The sequence below is a fragment of the Adhaeribacter swui genome, assembly GCF_014217805.1.
GTDB classification, from domain to species: domain Bacteria; phylum Bacteroidota; class Bacteroidia; order Cytophagales; family Hymenobacteraceae; genus Adhaeribacter; species Adhaeribacter swui.
Map to the genome: position 1 here is coordinate 2909496 of NZ_CP055156.1, position 17682 is coordinate 2927177.

Sequence of the window (17682 nt, forward strand, 5' to 3'; positions counted from 1 at the left end):
AAAAAATACCCCCAAAAGTTTAACGCTTCCTGGGGGTTTTTTTTATGGTAGAATCAAGAAATATGGTGCATCTTAAAGCTCTATTTCTTTGTGTCTTTCACTAGCTGAGCTTTTAAATTATAATTTACATTTTGCGCAGCCACGTTGGCATTAGTGGCCTGCATGCAGAATTATGAAAATAGGTTTTGTGCAGATCGATCCGTAAGCAGTTTGTGAGCTGGAAAGACAAAGCGGAACAAACAGATTCTGGCTTTCTTCTTTTTGGGAATGATGGAGGTGCAGGAAATACGTTGAAGCTTTTTGGTGTGCATATAAAGATCGCCTTCGTTCTGTACAAAGTCATCTTCTTTTGCAGAATGCAGGGCAGCGTGTGAATCTAATGCGAAAGAATTCTTTTCCTATGGCAAGATCAGAATTCTCCGGTTTTTCAAATGGAATACGGTTGTCAGGATTTTCAAAAAAGCACTTGCGGAAGCAATAAGCCTGTATTTTGCTGTTGCCTGACCCATTTTTTAAATTTTTTAATTACTCACATGAGGCGGCAGCCCGCTTTTTCTATCATTGCAGGTATTGTACTTATCATCATAGTAGCTCTGCTTATAGGCTTTGAAGAATCTAGCAAAGTCTAAGAATATCAATTTGAAGGTGAATAGTAATTAAGTGAAAGTAATTGAGTTTTATATTTTATTTTAGGTAAGTTTATAAGTATTTTGAAAGTAAATGGAAATTAAACGAAAATTTATAAGTTTCATATTCTTTTTAAGATAAGTTTCTTTACATTAGCGTAACATAATTCTCATCTTAACTTTTAATACTTTCTACTAAATAGCTCCTTATGAACTTTCGTTTTTCGAATAGATTGTATGTTGCGGCATGCTGGATTATTGAACTGCTTTTGGTCGCGGGTACCGAAACTACGCAGGCTCAAAAATCCACAGTTACTGATAAGAATATTAAGTTTATAGAATATCCAGATTTCCCCGAAGCGCACTCTACCTGGGGCTCGATTGGCTACAATGTGGCTTCCAACACGGTACATATAGGGGTAACTAATCACCGCGACAACATAGGGCTGTATACTTATGAGCCAGTTCAAAATTTGATGAAACTGAACGGGTTTATCTCGGATATGGCTCATTTGCGCCAATTTCAGTGGCAGGGAAAAATTCATTCAAAGATCGTAGCGGCGCCGGATGGTTCCATTTACTTCTCAACTGATGGCGGCGAGTCGCGGGAGGAATACTTGATGGAACATCCGCAGGGTTATGGCGGTGGCTTTTTTATGAAATGGAATTCTAAAACAGGTCTGCAAAATTTGGGAATGGGCATGCCCTACGAAAGCATTAAGGACATTGATATTGACCCCAAAACAGGAATGCTCTATGGGATTACCTATCCACAGGCGCATTTTCTGGTTTATGACCCAGCCAAAAATCACCTTCGCGATTTCGGCCGACTGGCTAGCTCGCACGTTCCGCGTATATTGTTCACCGACTGGTGGGGGAATTGCTATTATGTAGACTGGCGGCAGCGATTGGTGAAATATGAAAGAGACAGTGATTCATTAGTGTTTGCGCGCGAGAGCCTGCCGGCATTTCCCGGAACGCCCGGCTCAAAAATCATCACGGGAGTTACCGCCTACGCCAAAGATGAAGCTAATGGTATTATTTACCTGATTACTTATGGCGCAAAACTCATCGCATTTCACCCTGAAAAAGACGGAATCGGGAAGGTTACAGACCTGGGAGGTGTCATTGAAACGGGTAAAGCAGAAGCCTGGGGGCCTTATGTACCCAACCTGAACATTGGCAAGAATGGCAAGCTTTACTACATTATTGGCGGTCACGGTAATTACGTGCTGAAAGACAAAACCGTTCTGGTCGAATGCGACCCGGCTACCGGTAAAAAGACTATTCTGCGTGAATATCCTATTACCGCTATGACAGAAGCTACCGGCTGCGACATCAGGGATAAAGATGGAAACTTGTACTTCGCGGCCCGGCGTAATCCATCTGCCAAAGGCGATTCAACTACGCCGTTTCTGATCCAGTTCAATCCCGAAAAAGAAATCCGGAAATGAGAAATTTTTTTAAAAAAATACTTCTACCACTCTTATTCCTGACATGTACAAGCCCACTCCTGGCTCAGTACACTTTTTTCACCCCCAAAGAAGCATTCGCGATTGAAGTCTCGCTGCCTAACAGTGCCGAAAAACGCCTCCCCATGTACCGCAATGCGATCACGTCCCTAACTGTGCAGGGTGATCGAATCTTGGGTGGTACTACTGCAAAGGAAGGTTTATCCCCTTACCTTTTTGTCGCCTCTATTTCTGGTCGAAAACTCATCACCACAAAGGATTTGCAGGAAAGTATACCTGGGCAAAAAAGCATTGCAACCGGATTTTGTAAAGGCACTGGCAACAAGCTGTATGCGGGCACAATGGGTCAGAGAAACCAGCTGGCGGGGCATTTGTTGCAGGTTAGTATCGGTAATGGAGATGCAATTGAAGTAAAAGATTTAGGTATCCCGGTCGCCGGAGAAGGAATTTTTACACTGCTCAGCAACCGGGAAGGCACCGAACTGTACGGGATCAGCTATCCGAGCGGTCGGTTTTTTACCTATACCATTGCGACTAAAAAGGTGCAGGTATTTGATGAAGTGGCTCCCAAGGAAAAAGAACTAAATAACCTGCACGAATATGCGGTCGGGCCGGAGGTTTATCTGTGCAAAGCGCTCATTCAGGATAATGCTGGATTGGTTTATGGCAGTACCGCTGGTAACCGCGTGTTTGCCTTTGATCCGGCCAAAAAGACCTTCCATTTTCTGGAAACTCCCCTGCCTGCTGTATGGGGACGTGAGGTATTGGGTCAAGTGGAAGCGTGGGCCAAAGCACCCGACGGAAAACTTTACGGCGGCAATGCAGCTGATGGCCAGCTATTTGTGCTGGATCCTGCCACTAAAAAAATCAAAAATTTGGGTAAACCCATGATGATGGCCCGGTTGCAGGCATTAGCTTTTGGACGCGATGGACGATTGTATGGTTTGGCAGGCGGTGCGCCGGGTTATTCCCATTTGTTTTATTATGATGATAAGGGAGCTGGTTTTGTGGACCTGGGCAATCCCGAATTTGAGATGGTAGCGCCCGGAATCGAGCAGGGCATTCTATGGCGGGGTTTTCAATTGAGTACCCTTGCTGCCTCTAATGATGGAAAATACATGGTCATGGGTGAAGATGAAGCACTCAGTCAGTTGATGATTTTTCCGGTTGGCCAATAAGCGCTGATCGATATTCCTGAACTAAACTTAACTATGGTACGATTTGTAAAAGTACTCTTCTGCTTTTTAGCATTAACTTCATGCAATATAAGAAATAAAGGTAAAGGCGCTGACCCGTGGCAACTGCGGGCACTACCTGCTTCGGTCCGGCTGGATCCGGTTACGAATGAAATTATCGAACATCGGTTTAAAGGCGTCCCGGCCAATCAGGCTGGCAAGGGAAATCTTCTGGATAAAAACTGGATTTATGACGGAAAACAGGTTTCTCTGCACGGGGCGCGAGGAGAATATGTCTCATTTCAATTAGTACTGACCAATGAATCAGACGCGGAACTGACCGGCATCCAGCTTGACATGGCACCATTTAAGAATGGCAGTACCGAGTTAGCCGTTAAGCCGGAGCTTTTTCTGGAATGGTCTGTAAATGTACAAAGTACCAGTACCGGTTACCCGAAGTCCACCCTTGGCAAAGGCTGGTACCCCGACGCATTGATCCCCTTTAAATACATTCAGACCGACTCGGCAAAGGTGCACGGCCGCTGGGTGTACCCGTTTACCTTGCCCGATTTTAATAACCGGATCAGCAACCAACGTTCGCAGATGATTTGGGTGGACCAGTTTATTCCACTGGACGCGCAAAGAGCCAAGCCAGGTACTTATCAGAGCACGATTACTGTTACGATTGGTGGACAAGCCAAACAAATGCCGATTAGCCTGACAATCTGGGATTTCGAACTGCCTAATGAGAACCTCTTCAAAGCCAGCCTGCAACACGAAGGATTTCTGAGTGAAATGGATGAAAAGCAAGAACTGGCAGTATACCAGCTCTTCAAACGCAACCGCATTTCTTTAATGGATCCAACTTACGATCCTGAAATTGAGGTAAAAGACAACAAGGTTCAAATCCATTGGGACAAGTTTGACAAGCGAATAAAAAAATACCTGACTGGCCAGGCCTTCACCAAAGAACATGGCTACGTGGACGGTCCTGGCTACGGCGAGCCACTCGAAACCTTTGCGCTGCCATTTGACGTGTACGGCAAGCATGGCACAGCTGGCTGGCCGGATATCGGCAAGCCGGAAGTAGAACGTAATGCGACCAACCAGGCTATATACACCAGCAGCATCCAGCAGGTGCGCCAGCATTTGCTCCCAATGGTCGATCCTAAGAAAACACTTCTGACGGTTTACCTGAACGGTTTGGATGAATCGTACTTTCCGGAGGCGTGGTCCAGAATGGTGTTTTATGGTAATTTGTTTAAAAAAGAATATCCGGAGGCTAAGTTCCGAGTGGACGGAGCTTACACTAAAGAAGCAATGGACGTGATCGGGAAATCCATTACTGATTGGGCCTCGCATACGATCAATTACAACATTGATGAGATGCAGCAATACCAGCAAATGGGCATCAAAGACTGGCTCTACGGCCCAATGTTGTATGAACATAAACTGAACAGCTGGGTAGGAAGCTCGACATTCATCGATTTACCGCTGATTAACGACCGTGCGATCAGCTGGAGTTGCTGGAAATACAAAACATACTCCTGGATCAGCTGGGGCATTGGTGCCGGCTGGGAAAGGGGCTGGTACGATCCCGAATCCTGGAAAGATTTTTACAAGGAAGCTTCGGAAGCCGACGCGGAGTTCACTTACCGGCAATTCAATGGGAACGGTTCGGTCATTTACAAACCGGACATGGTGCCTAATGTGCCGGAACCTTGTCCGTCCATACGTCTGAAAACAATGCGCGACGGCGTGCAGGATTATGAATATTTGCGTTTGCTGACAAAGCTTGATGGTAACTCGAAACGTGCCGACGCCATTGTTAATAAGCTCATTAAAGAACCATTCGGGAACAAAGCCATCGGTAACCTGGATGTTTGGAGTTACGATCAGGAACAATGGTATAAAGCCCGCATGGAATTGGCTGCGCTCATTTCGGGGAGGATGAAATAAGAATTCTAAGTCACCATTGATGGCGAGAAATGGGTATTTTGTACTTATAATGCTGTCCTTTTCAACCGTGCTACAAACGCAAAATGTTAGTATCATGGGTAAAGCACAATCAATCAAGACTTATTCCTTTTCTGCCTCCAACTCTATGTGCCAACGTTGTACCAAGAGAATAAAAATAATCTTGCGTTCTGGATTTAGGAGAGTTACCAAATAATTGGGAGAATATTATTTACAGGTTGTATTAATGGTGCTTGCAAAGCTTTTAATTTATAATGTTTTTAGAATTGCCTGCTGTTATTTTATTATATTTATTGAAATAAAATAACTAAGCAAAAGATAATTTGCAATTATATGATTGAAAAAATAAGGTTTATTCTTTCTTTCGTTTTTCTTTTCATCTTGCTGGATAGTTGCGTTTCGCAGAAAACGAAAGAACCAATAAGTGATGCAACAGCAACTGCCCCTACGGTTTTAACTCTGAAACAAGATGAACAGGCTGGCACCATCTCCGTATTCCGGGCCGATGGCAAAGAACCCATTCTCACCCAAAATGCGAAGCCCGATTTCCGGCCGTACATGCACCCCATTGTGGCCCCGGATGGTAAAGGTGTTTTAACGGAATATAGTCCTGGCCACCACAAACACCAAACTGGTTTATACTGGGGTTTTACCCGGGTTAATGGCCGCGATTATTTCCATCATCCGGAAGGTACGTATTGGCGTAAAGTTTCGGCGAAGGTGGTGGAAGCCAACGGGCCGGAAGTAAAGTGGCAAACCGTTTACGATTTAGTAGATGAGCAAGGCAGCCCGGTACTAACGGAAACCCAAAACTGGGCCATGCGGGAGCAGCAGGGTAAATATTATCTTACGTTGGAGTGGAACGGCGAAGCCAAGCAGGATGTAACCATTGGTAAATATGATTATGGTGGGTTATTCTTGCGTATGCCCTGGAAAGAAGGCATAAAAGGAGAAGTAATAAATGCCTCCCGGCAACGAAACGAAAAAGCTGAAGGACAAAAAGCCATTTGGACTGATGTGGGTATGCAAGTGGAAGGTCGCTCTGATTTGGCGCACATTGCGATTTTTGACCATGCAGATAACAAAGGTTTTCCTACCCCCTGGCGTGTTGACCCACAATTGGGTATTGGTCCGGCCCGTGCCCGCCACGGCGACTGGAAAATTGCCAAGGGCGAAACCGAAACCATCCGGCACCAGGTGGTGGTGTACACCGGGGCGCTAAACGACACGGAAATGAACACTACCTGGGCCCAATTCAGCGGCAAAAATTCATCTTCTGACTTGTGGAAGTTGGCCCAGCAAGAAGGCAAAGAAGCAAAGTTTTTAACCTCCGAAGAAGCCGTAAAAAATATGACTCTGATGAAGGGTTATAAAGTAAATGCCTGGGCTTCCGAACCCCTCATGACCCAGCCCATGGCTTTTTGCTGGGACGACCGTGGCCGGATGTGGATTGCCGAAAACCGGGATTACGAAAACCGAGGCAAAGGTTTCTCTGCCAAAGGTAACAGCCGCATTCTAATTCTGGAAGATACAGATAAAGATGGGGTAGCAGATAGCAAGAAGGTATTTCTGGAAGGTATTGCGTTTCCTTCGGCGATTGCGGTGGGTTTCGATGGATTATTTATGGGGGCACCGCCCAACCTGCTTTTTGTGCCCGATAAAGACCAGGACGACAAAGCCGATATGGACGATATTGAAGTCCGGCTGACCGGCTGGGGCATCCGCGACCGCCACGAAACCCTGAACAGTTTACACTGGGGGCCCGATGGTTGGTTATATGGCTTGCAAGGTTTTGCCACTCCTTCTAAAGTTAGTAAACCTAACGGAAAAGGTAAAATATACCGGCACAACGATCCTTTTCCGGATGTGATGAAAGGCGAAGGCGTGGATATAAATGGCGGAGTTTGGCGGTATCATCCCACTAAGGATAAGTTTGAAGTAGTAGCCCACGGTTTCAGTAATCCTTGGGGCATCGATCATGATCCCAAAGGGCAATTATTAATCAGCGCCTGCGTAATTCCCCATTTGTGGCACGTCATTCCGGGTGGTATTTATCACCGGCAGGGTGGTCAGCATTTTAATCCGTATGTGTACGACGATATCAAAACCATCGCCGACCACCGCCACCGATCGGCGCACGGGGGAGCCCGGATTTACCAGTCAGATGCCTTTCCGCCTGACCAGTGGGGGCGTATTTTTATGGCTAATATCCACGACCACGGTGTATTATCCGATGTATTGGTACCGAAAGGCTCTGGATTTACGTCGCATCACGGTGATGATTTTATGATGGCCAACAATGCGCAATGGGTTGGTTTTAGCATGGAAATCGGACCGGAAGGGGGTATGTACGTGTTGGACTGGCACGATGGTGATATTTGCGGCAACGATGTGCTGAACAGTGAAACCGGTCGCATCTTCCGGATAATGCCTGAGAACTCTTTGGCCGAGAATTGGGAAGGCCGGTATGCTGATTTATCCAAGATGACCGATGAACAACTGGTAAATCTGCAGACAAGCAAAAGCGATTGGCATGCCCGGCGGGCCCGCGTTATTTTACAAAATCGGGCCGCTAAAGGTAGATTAGCCGCCACTACACACAATCAACTACGGCAATTATTCGAAAAAAACAACAATCCGGATTATCGCCTTCGGGCTATGTGGGGCTTACATGTAACGGGTGGTTTATCAACTAAAAATCTAATTAAATCCTTATCGGATAAAGACCAATACGTACGTGCCTGGGCAATTCAATTATTAAACGAGGATAAAAATTCGGGTTCAGAAGCCATGGCCAAGTTTACCAAAATGGCCAAATCTGATAAATCGGCAGTGGTGCGCTTGTACCTGGCCTCGGCGTTGCAACGGATGGAGCCCGGTGACCGCTGGAAGATTGCCGGCGAATTGATGAAGCATGGAGAAGATGCGGAAGACCATAATTTACCCAAAATGATTTGGTTTGCCGTGGAGCCTTTGGTAAAAGAAAATCCAAATCGGGCATTGGAATTGGCCGGCCAAAGTAAAATACCCATGGTAGCCCAGTATATTTCGCGGCGTACCGTAGATGCTAATGCCGTAGAAACGTTAATTACGGCCTTAGGTAAAATGCCTGAGCCTCCGGTAAGTATGCTTCAGGGTATGCGCGAAGGGTTGGAAGGCCGTTATGATCTAGCCGCACCCGCTAACTGGGCGGCTGTTTATGCCAAATTGCAAAAATCTCCGGATGAGAATATCGTGCGATTGGCGCAGGACCTGTCCCAGCAGTTCGGCGATACCGAATCGGTGAAAAAAGCTTTGGCAACTCTGAAGAATAAAAATGCACCCTTAGACCAGCGCCGCCAGGCGCTGCAAGCTATTACCAGCCGCAAACAACCAGAACTTTTAGCAGAACTGCCGGTATTATTAGATGATGCGGGTTTACGCGGCGATGCCATCCGGGCCATTGCTGATTTTGATGACGAACCACTTGGCAAAATGCTGCTCTCGCGTTACAATTCGTTTAACACCGCCGAAAAATTGCAAGTAGTGCAAACTATGGCCGCTCGACCCAGATACGGTTGGTTGCTGGCGCAAGGCATTAAAGATACTAGCATCCCCAAACGAGATGTGCCGCCTTACGTAGCCCGGCAACTATTACGGGTAGTAGGTAGTGGTTTCGTAGAAATATGGGGGCCAATTGAGCAGAGCAGCACCGACGAAAAAGCCTTTGCCAAGTATCAGAAATTATTAACTCCGCAGGCAGTAAGCAAAGCCGACATAGTAAAAGGTAACGCTGTTTTTCAGCGTACCTGCGGCAGCTGCCACAAGATGTACGGCAAAGGCGGCAACATCGGCCCAGACCTTACTGGCTCGAACCGCGCTAATCTAGATTACTTGCTGTTTAATGTGCTTAACCCCAGCGGTGATATTCAGGACGACTACAAACTGGTGGTGGTAACTACCCGCGATGGGCGTACTTATTCCGGGAATGTAATTGCCGAAAATGAGCGGCAGGTAACGCTGCGGGTAGTAGGGCAGGAGGCCGTTGTGTTGAATAAATCGGCTATACAATCGCGGGAAGTTACTGCCGTATCTATGATGCCCCCTGGGTTATTAGATAATTTAACGGATTCAGAAGTGTTGAATTTAGTGGCCTATTTACGAACTCAGGAGGAGCCAAAATAATAGTAATAGGCTATCCATAAATGTGATTTTATAATCAATAGGGATGTAAGCGATTAAGTAAAGTCCGGAATTTTTAAAAATTTTATCCATCAATCAAACAAGCATGCATCAAAACTTTAACAGAAGAGAATTCATCAAAACGGCAGCAGTGGCAAGTGTAGGTATAGGATTAAATTTAAATTCAGGACTTGTTTTGGGTAAAGAAAAAGGGAAACGAGTAGGTATTATTGGCCTGGATACGTCGCATAGTGTAGCCTTTACCAAAGAACTTAATAACCCCAATGCTCAGGATAAATACGGTGGCTACAAAATAGTAGCGGCTTATCCGAAGGGCAGTGAAAAAATAGAATCCAGTACGAAGCGGATACCCGGATATATTGAAGAAGTCAAAAAGCACGGAGTTAAAATTTCCGGTTCTATTAAAGATTTATTGAAAGAAGTAGATGTGGTATTGCTCGAGACCAACGATGGTCACCCGCGTCTGGAACAAGCCATGGAAGTTTTAAAAGCCGGTAAACCCATGTTTATTGATAAGCCGGTTGCTGCATCTTTACGCGATGTAATGACTATCTACGAGGAAGCAAAGAAAAGAAAAGTACCCCTATTCTCCAGTTCCTCGCTCCGTTATATGCCCAGTGCCCAAGAGGCGGCGCAAGGCAAGGAAGGAAAAATTTTAGGCGCCGATACCTACGGACCGGCTTCCCTGGAGCCATCTCACCCGGATTTATTCTGGTATGGTATTCATGGGGTTGAAACGCTGTTTACCATTATGGGCAAAGGATGCCAAAGTGTAACCCGCACGCAAACCGAAAATACGGAACTGGTCGTGGGGGTATGGGAAGATGGCCGCATAGGTACCTTTCGGGGAACCCGCAATGGCAAGGCGGACTATGGCGGAACTGCTTATGCGGAAAAAGGAAATATTACTTTAGGCCAATTTGGCGGCTATAATCCTTTGTTAGAGCAAATAATTAAATTTTTTGAAACAGGTCAAACCCCAGTTGATCCGGAGGATACCCTGGAAATATACGCTTTTATGGAGGCTTCTGATGAAAGTAAACGCCAGGGCGGCAAATCTATTACTCTGGCAAGTGTGATGGAGAAGGCAAAAGTTTAAATTTTAAAAAAATTAATTTAGATAAAATCTAGCTCATTAAATGGAAAATACCAGAAGAGAATTTATCAAGAAAGCGGCCCTGGGTACGGCGGCATTATCAATCGGGGGTATATTACCTGGCTTTAGTCCGAAAAGCTATGGCCGGATATTAGGAGCCAACGACCGGATTATGGTAGCCATTATGGGCGTAAATTCCCGCGGAATGGCGGTAGGTACTAATTTTGCCAGTCAGCCCAACTGTGAGATGTTGTATTGCTGCGACGTAGATTCGCGGGCTTCGCAAAAGTTTAGTGCCGTCATAGAGAAACTCACCAAAAAAAGACCAAAAGAGCAGGGTGATTTTCGCAAAGCTTTAGAAGATAAAGATTTGGATGCTTTAATTGTAACGGCTCCTGATCATTGGCATGCCCCGGCAGCTATTCTGGCCTGTAAAGCCGGTAAACACGTTTACTTAGAAAAGCCAGCCAGCCATAACCCGAACGAAGGCGAACTGGTAATGGCAGCAGCTAAAAAATATAATAAAATATTGCAGATGGGGAACCAACGCCGTTCCTGGCCCAATGTAATTGCCGGCATCAATGAAATAAAAGCTGGCGCTATTGGCCGCCCTTATTTTGCCAAAACCTGGTACACCAATAACCGCGAATCTATTGGCATTGGTAAACCTACTGCGGTACCCGAATGGTTAAACTATGATTTATGGCAGGGTCCGGCACCTCGCCGGACTTATAAAGATAACGTGGTGCATTACAACTGGCATTGGTTCTGGAATTGGGGAACCGGCGAAGCTTTGAATAATGGCACGCACATGGTGGATTTAGCCCGCTGGGGCTTAGGCGTTGAATATCCCACCCGGGTTACCTCATCCGGAGGAAGGTACCACTTCCGGGATGATTGGGAAACGCCGGATACGCAGGTAATCAATTTAGAGTTTAAGAATAATACGGCTATCTCCTGGGAAGGCCGCAGCTGCAATGGCAAGCCTATTGAAGGTTCTTCGGTAGGGGTTATATTTTATGGCGAAAACGGTTCTTTATTTATTGGCGGTGGCAATGCCTATACCATTTATAATTTAAAAAATGAGGTGGTAAAAGATGTGAAGAGCGATAATGCGGCAATTGACCCGCGTAATTTAACCAATCCTTCGCAGGCTTTAGATGCCTTGCATATCCAGAATTTTTTTGATGCTATCCGGGTAGGAGGGAAATTAAATTCTGATATTGTAAGTGGCCACCAAAGTACCTTGCTGGTGCAATTAGGTAACATCTCGCAACGAACAGGCAGAACTTTAAACATAGACCCAACCAATGGCCATATCCTAAATGATAACGATGCCCTGAAATACTGGAGCCGCGAATATCAGAAAGGCTGGGAACCCAAAGTTTAAATTTAAAAAAATAAAAAATCACTAGTGCATTAAGGTTTAAAGGTAAATAAGCTTTTAAGCCCGATGCTTTAAACTTCTGGTAACAAGTAATTGATAATTCAATTATTGATTGCCCAATCGTATTTGTAAGGAAAATCAATAATACGCAAGTAATCAAAAGATATAGGTATGAACAATACGGTTACAATAAAAGATGAAAGCAGTTCAGTTGGGGTAAGTTCTTTATCAAAGCGCAATACCACTATTTCGATTTTGATTATCGGGTTGCTGTTCTTTATTTTTGGATTTGTCTCCTGGGTAAATGCCATCCTGATTCCTTACTTTAAGATTGCCTGCGAGCTGACAAACTTCCAGTCTTATTTAGTAACGTTCGCCTTTTATATTTCCTATTTTGTTATGTCGGTGCCGGCGTCTTTTTTGCTCAAACGATTGGGTTTTAAAAAAGGCATGATGGCCGGCTTCTGGACTATGGCTACCGGAGCCTTTATTTTTATACCAGCCGCCTCTACCCGAACGTACGAAATATTTTTATTGGGTTTATTTACCTTGGGAGCCGGTTTAGCTATTCTGCAAACGGCGGCAAACCCGTACATTACCATTCTTGGCCCGAAAGAACGCGCTGCCCAGCGTATCAGTATTATGGGTATTTGTAATAAGGCGGCTGGCATTTTAGCGCCTATTATTTTTGCTGCTGTTATTTTAAAAGCTACCGATACAGACCTTTTTGCGCAGTTGGGCACCATGAGCGAAAGTCAGAAAGATGCTGCTTTAGATGAGTTAATTAGCCGGGTAATTCTTCCGTATAGTGTATTAGGCTGTGTGTTACTGGCTCTGGGTTTAATGGTGCGTTTTTCGCCGTTGCCTGAAATTAATACCGAAGAAGAAACGGCCGAGGTAGCTACCGCCAACTCCGGAAAGACTAGTATTTTTCAGTTCCCGCACTTAATATTAGGGGCAATCAGTATCTTTTTGCACGTAGGCACTCAGGTTATCGCCATAGATACCATCATCGGGTATGCTGGCACCATGAACATCCCGTTAATGGAAGCAAAGGTATTTCCGTCTTATACCTTGTTTGCTACCATTTGCGGGTACATTCTGGGCATTATTTGTATACCGCGGTTTATCAGCCAGGTAAATGCTTTTCGGGTTTGCACCTTGCTGGGTACCATTTTAACGCTGCTCGTTATTTTCGCAAAAGGCCAGGTTTCTTTTCTGGGGCACCAGGCAGATATTTCTATCTGGTTTATGGTTTTGCTGGGTTTGGCAAACTCGCTGGTATGGGCGGGTATCTGGCCCCTGGCATTAGATGGCTTAGGCAAGTTTACGAAGCTGGGAGCTTCCATCATGATTATGGGCTTATGCGGAAACGCGATTATGCCGCTTTTCTACGGTTATTTCGCCGATCTTTTAAATGAACGCGCCGCTTACTGGGTGCTATTTCCATGCTATCTCTATCTGGTGTTTTATGCGATGTACGGGCATAAAATCAGACGCTGGAGTATTTAGCGAAAATTTAGTTTTCTAATATGGGAAACAGGGTAGTGGTGAAAGTAAAATTTTTAAAAATAGAGGCGAAACGAAAGTTAAAGTTATATAAGGTGCAGTATTATTTAAAAAACATTATCCCGCTTCTAATAATATTTCTGGCTCCTGACCTGAATGGGCAGACTCTAAAGAAGGCTGAACGGCAGGCTATTTGGGAGCAAATAGCGCCTTATTTTTCACCACCTGATCTTTATAAAAATGATTTTGGGGGCTACCGTTCCCCATTAAATTTTTATGATGGTAGCCCCGTAAAAACCAAGCAGGATTGGACTACGCGCCGGCAAGAAATTTTAAAAAAATGGCACGGATTAATGGGGGAGTGGCCGGCCTTCATTGAAAACCAGAAAATAGAAATACTGGAAACCATCCGCAAGGAAGGCTATACCCAGCACCGCATCCGCTTCAACTGGACCCCCACCGAAAAAACAACGGGTTACCTGTCAGTGCCCGATGGCAAAGGGAAAAAGCCGGCCGTTATTACCGTATTTTACGAACCGGAAACCGCTATTGGCGTAGGTGGTGCGCCCTTTCGGGACTTTGCCTTACAATTAACCCGAAGAGGCTTTGTAACGCTTTCTATCGGTACTACGGATGCTACCAAAGCTCAAACTTATTCCATTTATTATCCTTCCATTGAAAATGCAACTGTTCAGCCACTTTCGATGCTGGGCTATGCGGCGGCCAATGCCTGGTATGTAGTAGCCGCGCTGCCCGAAGTAGATGCCAAGCGCATTGGTATTATGGGGCATTCGTTTGGGGGTAAGTGGGCCATGTTCGCTTCCTGCCTGTTCGACAAATTTGCCTGTGCCGTCTGGTCCGATCCGGGAATTGTGTTTGATGAAAAGAGGGAAAATGTTAATTACTGGGAACCCTGGTATTTAGGTTACCATCCTAAACCTTGGCGGAAAAGCGGAGTTATTTCGGTGGATAATCCGGCCAAAGGTTTGTACCCGCAAATGGTCAGAGAAGGATTTGATTTACACGAACTACATGCTTTAATGGCTCCGCGCCCGTTCCTGGTATCGGGTGGGTCCGAAGACCCTGTGGAACGGTGGGTGCCCCTAAATCATACGGTTAAGGTTAATAAATTATTGGGTCAAGATAGCCGGGTGGCGATGACTAACCGGCCGGCGCACTCACCTAATGCCGATTCTAACGAAAAGGCCTACTTATTTCTCGAATATTTCCTGAAGTAAATCGATTTAATAATGTCTTGTTCCGAGCGCATTATGCTTACTAATTTATATTTATGCTTTATTTAAAAAACAGGCGAATAGTTCGTTTCTCATCATTTTTCATTTTCCTGTTTATTCTTTCCTGTTCCACAATAACTACTGGCCCGGGTTCAATACATTCCAATTTATCGGCTATAAAAACACCCATTGAGCAGCAATTTATTCTGGATTCCACCAAGGTAGGGGTAAGTACCATTATAGATAAACTTAATGTGCCTTGGGAAATAACCTGGGGACCCGATAACTGGATTTGGTATACCGAACAAAGTGGCACCGTTAGTAAAGTAAACCCAACTACCGGCGAAAAAAAGCTACTATTAACTATTCCGGAAGTATATCGCTACCGCACGCTGGGCTTGTTGTGTATGGCTTTGCATCCTAATTTTAAAAAACAACCTTTTGTTTTCTTGAATTACACTTTTAAGCAAGATACAAAATTAACCTCCCGGTGGGTGCGGTACACCTATAGCAACGATATACTAAGCAACCCGTTGATTTTAATGGAAGTACCTGCCGATGTGGGGCATAATGGTTCGCGCATGGCTTTTGCCCCCGATGGCAAATTAATGCTGGCTACCGGCGATGCCGATGTGAACAATAATGAGCAAAATGGAGGTAATGCACAGAAAGATAATGTGTTAAGCGGTAAAATATTGCGGATTAACATAGATGGAACCGTGCCCCGAGATAACCCTATTCCGGGCAATCCGGTTTGGGCGAAAGGCTTCCGGGTTCCCCAGGGTATGGTATATGCGGCTAACGGAAATTTATACACCGCCGAGCATGGCGATGCCACGGATGATGAAATTAACCTAATTACTAAAAGCGGTAACTATGGCTACCCGAACGTGGCAGGTAAATGCAACCTCCCTCACGAAAAAACTTTTTGTGACCAGCATGCCGTAATTGAACCTCTAATGGCCTGGACGCCCACTATCGCCCCGGCAGGTATTGATTATTACAACGCTACTGCAATTCCGGAGTGGCAGAATTCTCTATTGCTTACTACGCTAAAAGAAACCGATTTTCGGGTACTGAAATTGAATAAAGCCGGCAACACCATAGTTTCAGAACAAATTTACCTGGATAAAGAATTTGGGCGCTTACGTGATGTATGCGTAGCCCCTAACGGGGATATTTATATTTCTACCAGCAACCGGGACTGGAACCCGGCTAAAGGTTTCCCGCAGGAAAATGATGACCGGATTATTCGCTTATTCAAAATAAAAGAAAACGATACGTATGCATCAAATTTTAAAGATATAGCATCTACTGAAACTAAACCCAATGAAATATTGCCCAATGCCGGGGCACAGGTTTATACCAAATACTGTGTTTCCTGCCACAAAGAAGATGGCAATGGGGTTGCCGGCACCTTTCCGCCTTTAACGGAAGCGGAGCAAGTTACGGGAGATAAACAGAGGTTAATTTCTATTGTATTACAGGGTTTAGCCGGCCCGATAATAGTTAAAGGCAAAGAATACAACCAGCAGATGCCGGCTTTCCATTTCTTAAGCGATCCCGAGATTGCCGATGTACTTACCTACGTCCGGGCTGAATTTGGCAAAGGAGCCAGTTCCATCTCTAGAGAAGAGGTAGAAAAAGCCAGGTTGGGAAAAGCAAATTAGAATACTAAACGAAAATTTTTAAATTTTAAAATTTCCGGATTCATTGTTATTACTGAAAAGCTACGAATTTATAATCTGATAAATTAATGGATAACAGAGTTACGCAGGAACCAGTTACGGTTTCGCCCCAAACAGGAGAGTCCGGAGTTTTTACCTCCCTTAAAAAAGTCTTATTATCCTTAGGTCCGGGTATAATTACGGCGGCTTTGGTTTTTGGGCCAAGTAAAATGACCATTACTTCTAAATTAGGGGCGGTTTATGGCTATTCGTTGCTTTGGATAATTGCCGTAGCTATATTTTTCATGACGGTTTTTACGGTTATGGGAGCGCGCATTGGCGTTGCGGCTAAGCAATCCTTATTGGCTACTATCCGGTTAAAATGGGGAAAAGCAGCGGCCATTTTTATTGGTTTCGGGATATTTTTAGTAGCCACCTCTTTTCAAGCCGGAAACTCCATAGGCGTAGGTATTGCTATTGCAGAAGCTAATGGTACTTCACCGGTTATTTGGATTATTGTTTTTAATGTTATTGGCATTGCCTTACTATTTTTCCAGTCCTTCTACAAAGTATTAGAAAAACTGATGATCTTCCTGATTGGATTGATGCTTTTTTCTTTTATCACCACCTTGTTTTTAGCTGATCCGGACTGGAGTGCGGTAGCTGTTGGTTTTGTACCATCCATTCCGGAAGGATCCTTGGGTTTAGTGATAGCCTTTACGGCTTCTGCTTTTTCCATTGTAGGCGCTTTATACCAATCGTACCTGGTGCAGGAGCGCATCAAGCAAAATCCGGAAATTAAAGAAACCAGCCGCAACAGTATAACCGGCATTTTTATTCTCGGCCTCATGAGTGCTATTGTATTGATTTGTGCGGCAGCAGTTTTAAATCCCCAAGGCATTAAAGTTACCAGTGCCTCCGATATGGCAAAGGCGCTGGAACCTCTATTTGGAAGCTATGCTTCTACTTTATTTTTAACCGGATTATTTGGGGCTGCCTTCTCTTCCTTAGTAGGAAATGCCTCTTTAGGAGGTACTTTATTAGGCGATGCCTTGGGCTATGGAAGCCAGTTAACTTCCAAAATGGTGCGCTTTTTAATTGCTTTAGTAATGATTATTGGAGCCTGCATCGCCATTGCTTTCGGTAAATTGCCTCTGGAGTTAATTGTATTTGCCCAAAGTGTTACCATTTTTTTAGTGCCTTTTATTGGATTAGCCATGTATGTGATCGGGAATGATGTTAAAATTATGGGTTCCCATGTAAACTCCACTCCCGTGAAAATAATGGGTGCTTTTGGCTTGCTGATTTTATTTGTTTTGGCTGCAAGTAATGTAAATGAGTTATTTTTAAAATAAT

At 44.8% G+C, this 17682-nt stretch carries 10 protein-coding genes; all 10 read left to right on the plus strand.

Annotated elements, in window-relative coordinates; all coding sequences use genetic code 11:
- Positions 1 to 835: 835 nt before the first annotated feature.
- On the plus strand, positions 836 to 2080 hold the full coding sequence (locus HUW51_RS12495) for a hypothetical protein (RefSeq protein ID WP_185274348.1): 1245 nt from the start codon (positions 836 to 838) through the stop codon (positions 2078 to 2080).
- Positions 2077 to 3276, plus strand: coding sequence for an NHL repeat-containing protein (locus HUW51_RS12500; protein ID WP_185274349.1), 1200 nt, complete (start codon positions 2077 to 2079; stop codon positions 3274 to 3276). Before HUW51_RS12495 ends, HUW51_RS12500 begins: the two co-directional genes overlap by 4 nt.
- Before the next feature lie 33 nt (positions 3277 to 3309).
- Entirely contained in the window at positions 3310 to 5232 is a 1923-nt protein-coding gene (locus tag HUW51_RS12505; RefSeq protein WP_185274350.1) for a glycoside hydrolase domain-containing protein, read from the plus strand.
- Positions 5233 to 5583: 351 nt separating this feature from the next.
- Positions 5584 to 9414 carry a PVC-type heme-binding CxxCH protein gene (locus tag HUW51_RS12510; RefSeq protein WP_185274351.1) on the plus strand — a complete coding sequence of 1277 codons (3831 nt, stop codon included), beginning with the start codon at positions 5584 to 5586 and terminating at the stop codon, positions 9412 to 9414.
- A gap of 103 nt (positions 9415 to 9517) precedes the next feature.
- On the plus strand, positions 9518 to 10531 hold the full coding sequence (locus tag HUW51_RS12515; protein ID WP_185274352.1) for a Gfo/Idh/MocA family protein: 1014 nt from the start codon (positions 9518 to 9520) through the stop codon (positions 10529 to 10531).
- A 40-nt stretch (positions 10532 to 10571) separates the two neighbouring features.
- Positions 10572 to 11918, plus strand: a complete 1347-nt coding sequence (locus HUW51_RS12520) for a Gfo/Idh/MocA family oxidoreductase (protein WP_185274353.1) — start codon at positions 10572 to 10574, stop codon at positions 11916 to 11918.
- Between the two features lie 168 nt (positions 11919 to 12086).
- A complete protein-coding gene (locus HUW51_RS12525) occupies positions 12087 to 13427 on the plus strand; it encodes a sugar MFS transporter (RefSeq protein WP_185274354.1) in 1341 nt (446 codons plus the stop codon).
- Positions 13428 to 13447: 20 nt separating this feature from the next.
- Positions 13448 to 14662, plus strand: a complete 1215-nt coding sequence (locus HUW51_RS12530; protein ID WP_185274355.1) for an acyl-CoA thioester hydrolase/BAAT C-terminal domain-containing protein — start codon at positions 13448 to 13450, stop codon at positions 14660 to 14662.
- A gap of 53 nt (positions 14663 to 14715) precedes the next feature.
- The gene (locus HUW51_RS12535; RefSeq protein WP_185274356.1) at positions 14716 to 16329 is read left to right on the plus strand and encodes a PQQ-dependent sugar dehydrogenase; all 1614 of its coding nucleotides are present in this window, start codon (positions 14716 to 14718) and stop codon (positions 16327 to 16329) included.
- 86 nt (positions 16330 to 16415) lie between these two features.
- Positions 16416 to 17681, plus strand: a complete 1266-nt coding sequence (locus HUW51_RS12540; protein ID WP_185274357.1) for an Nramp family divalent metal transporter — start codon at positions 16416 to 16418, stop codon at positions 17679 to 17681.
- Position 17682: the final 1 nt, after the last annotated feature.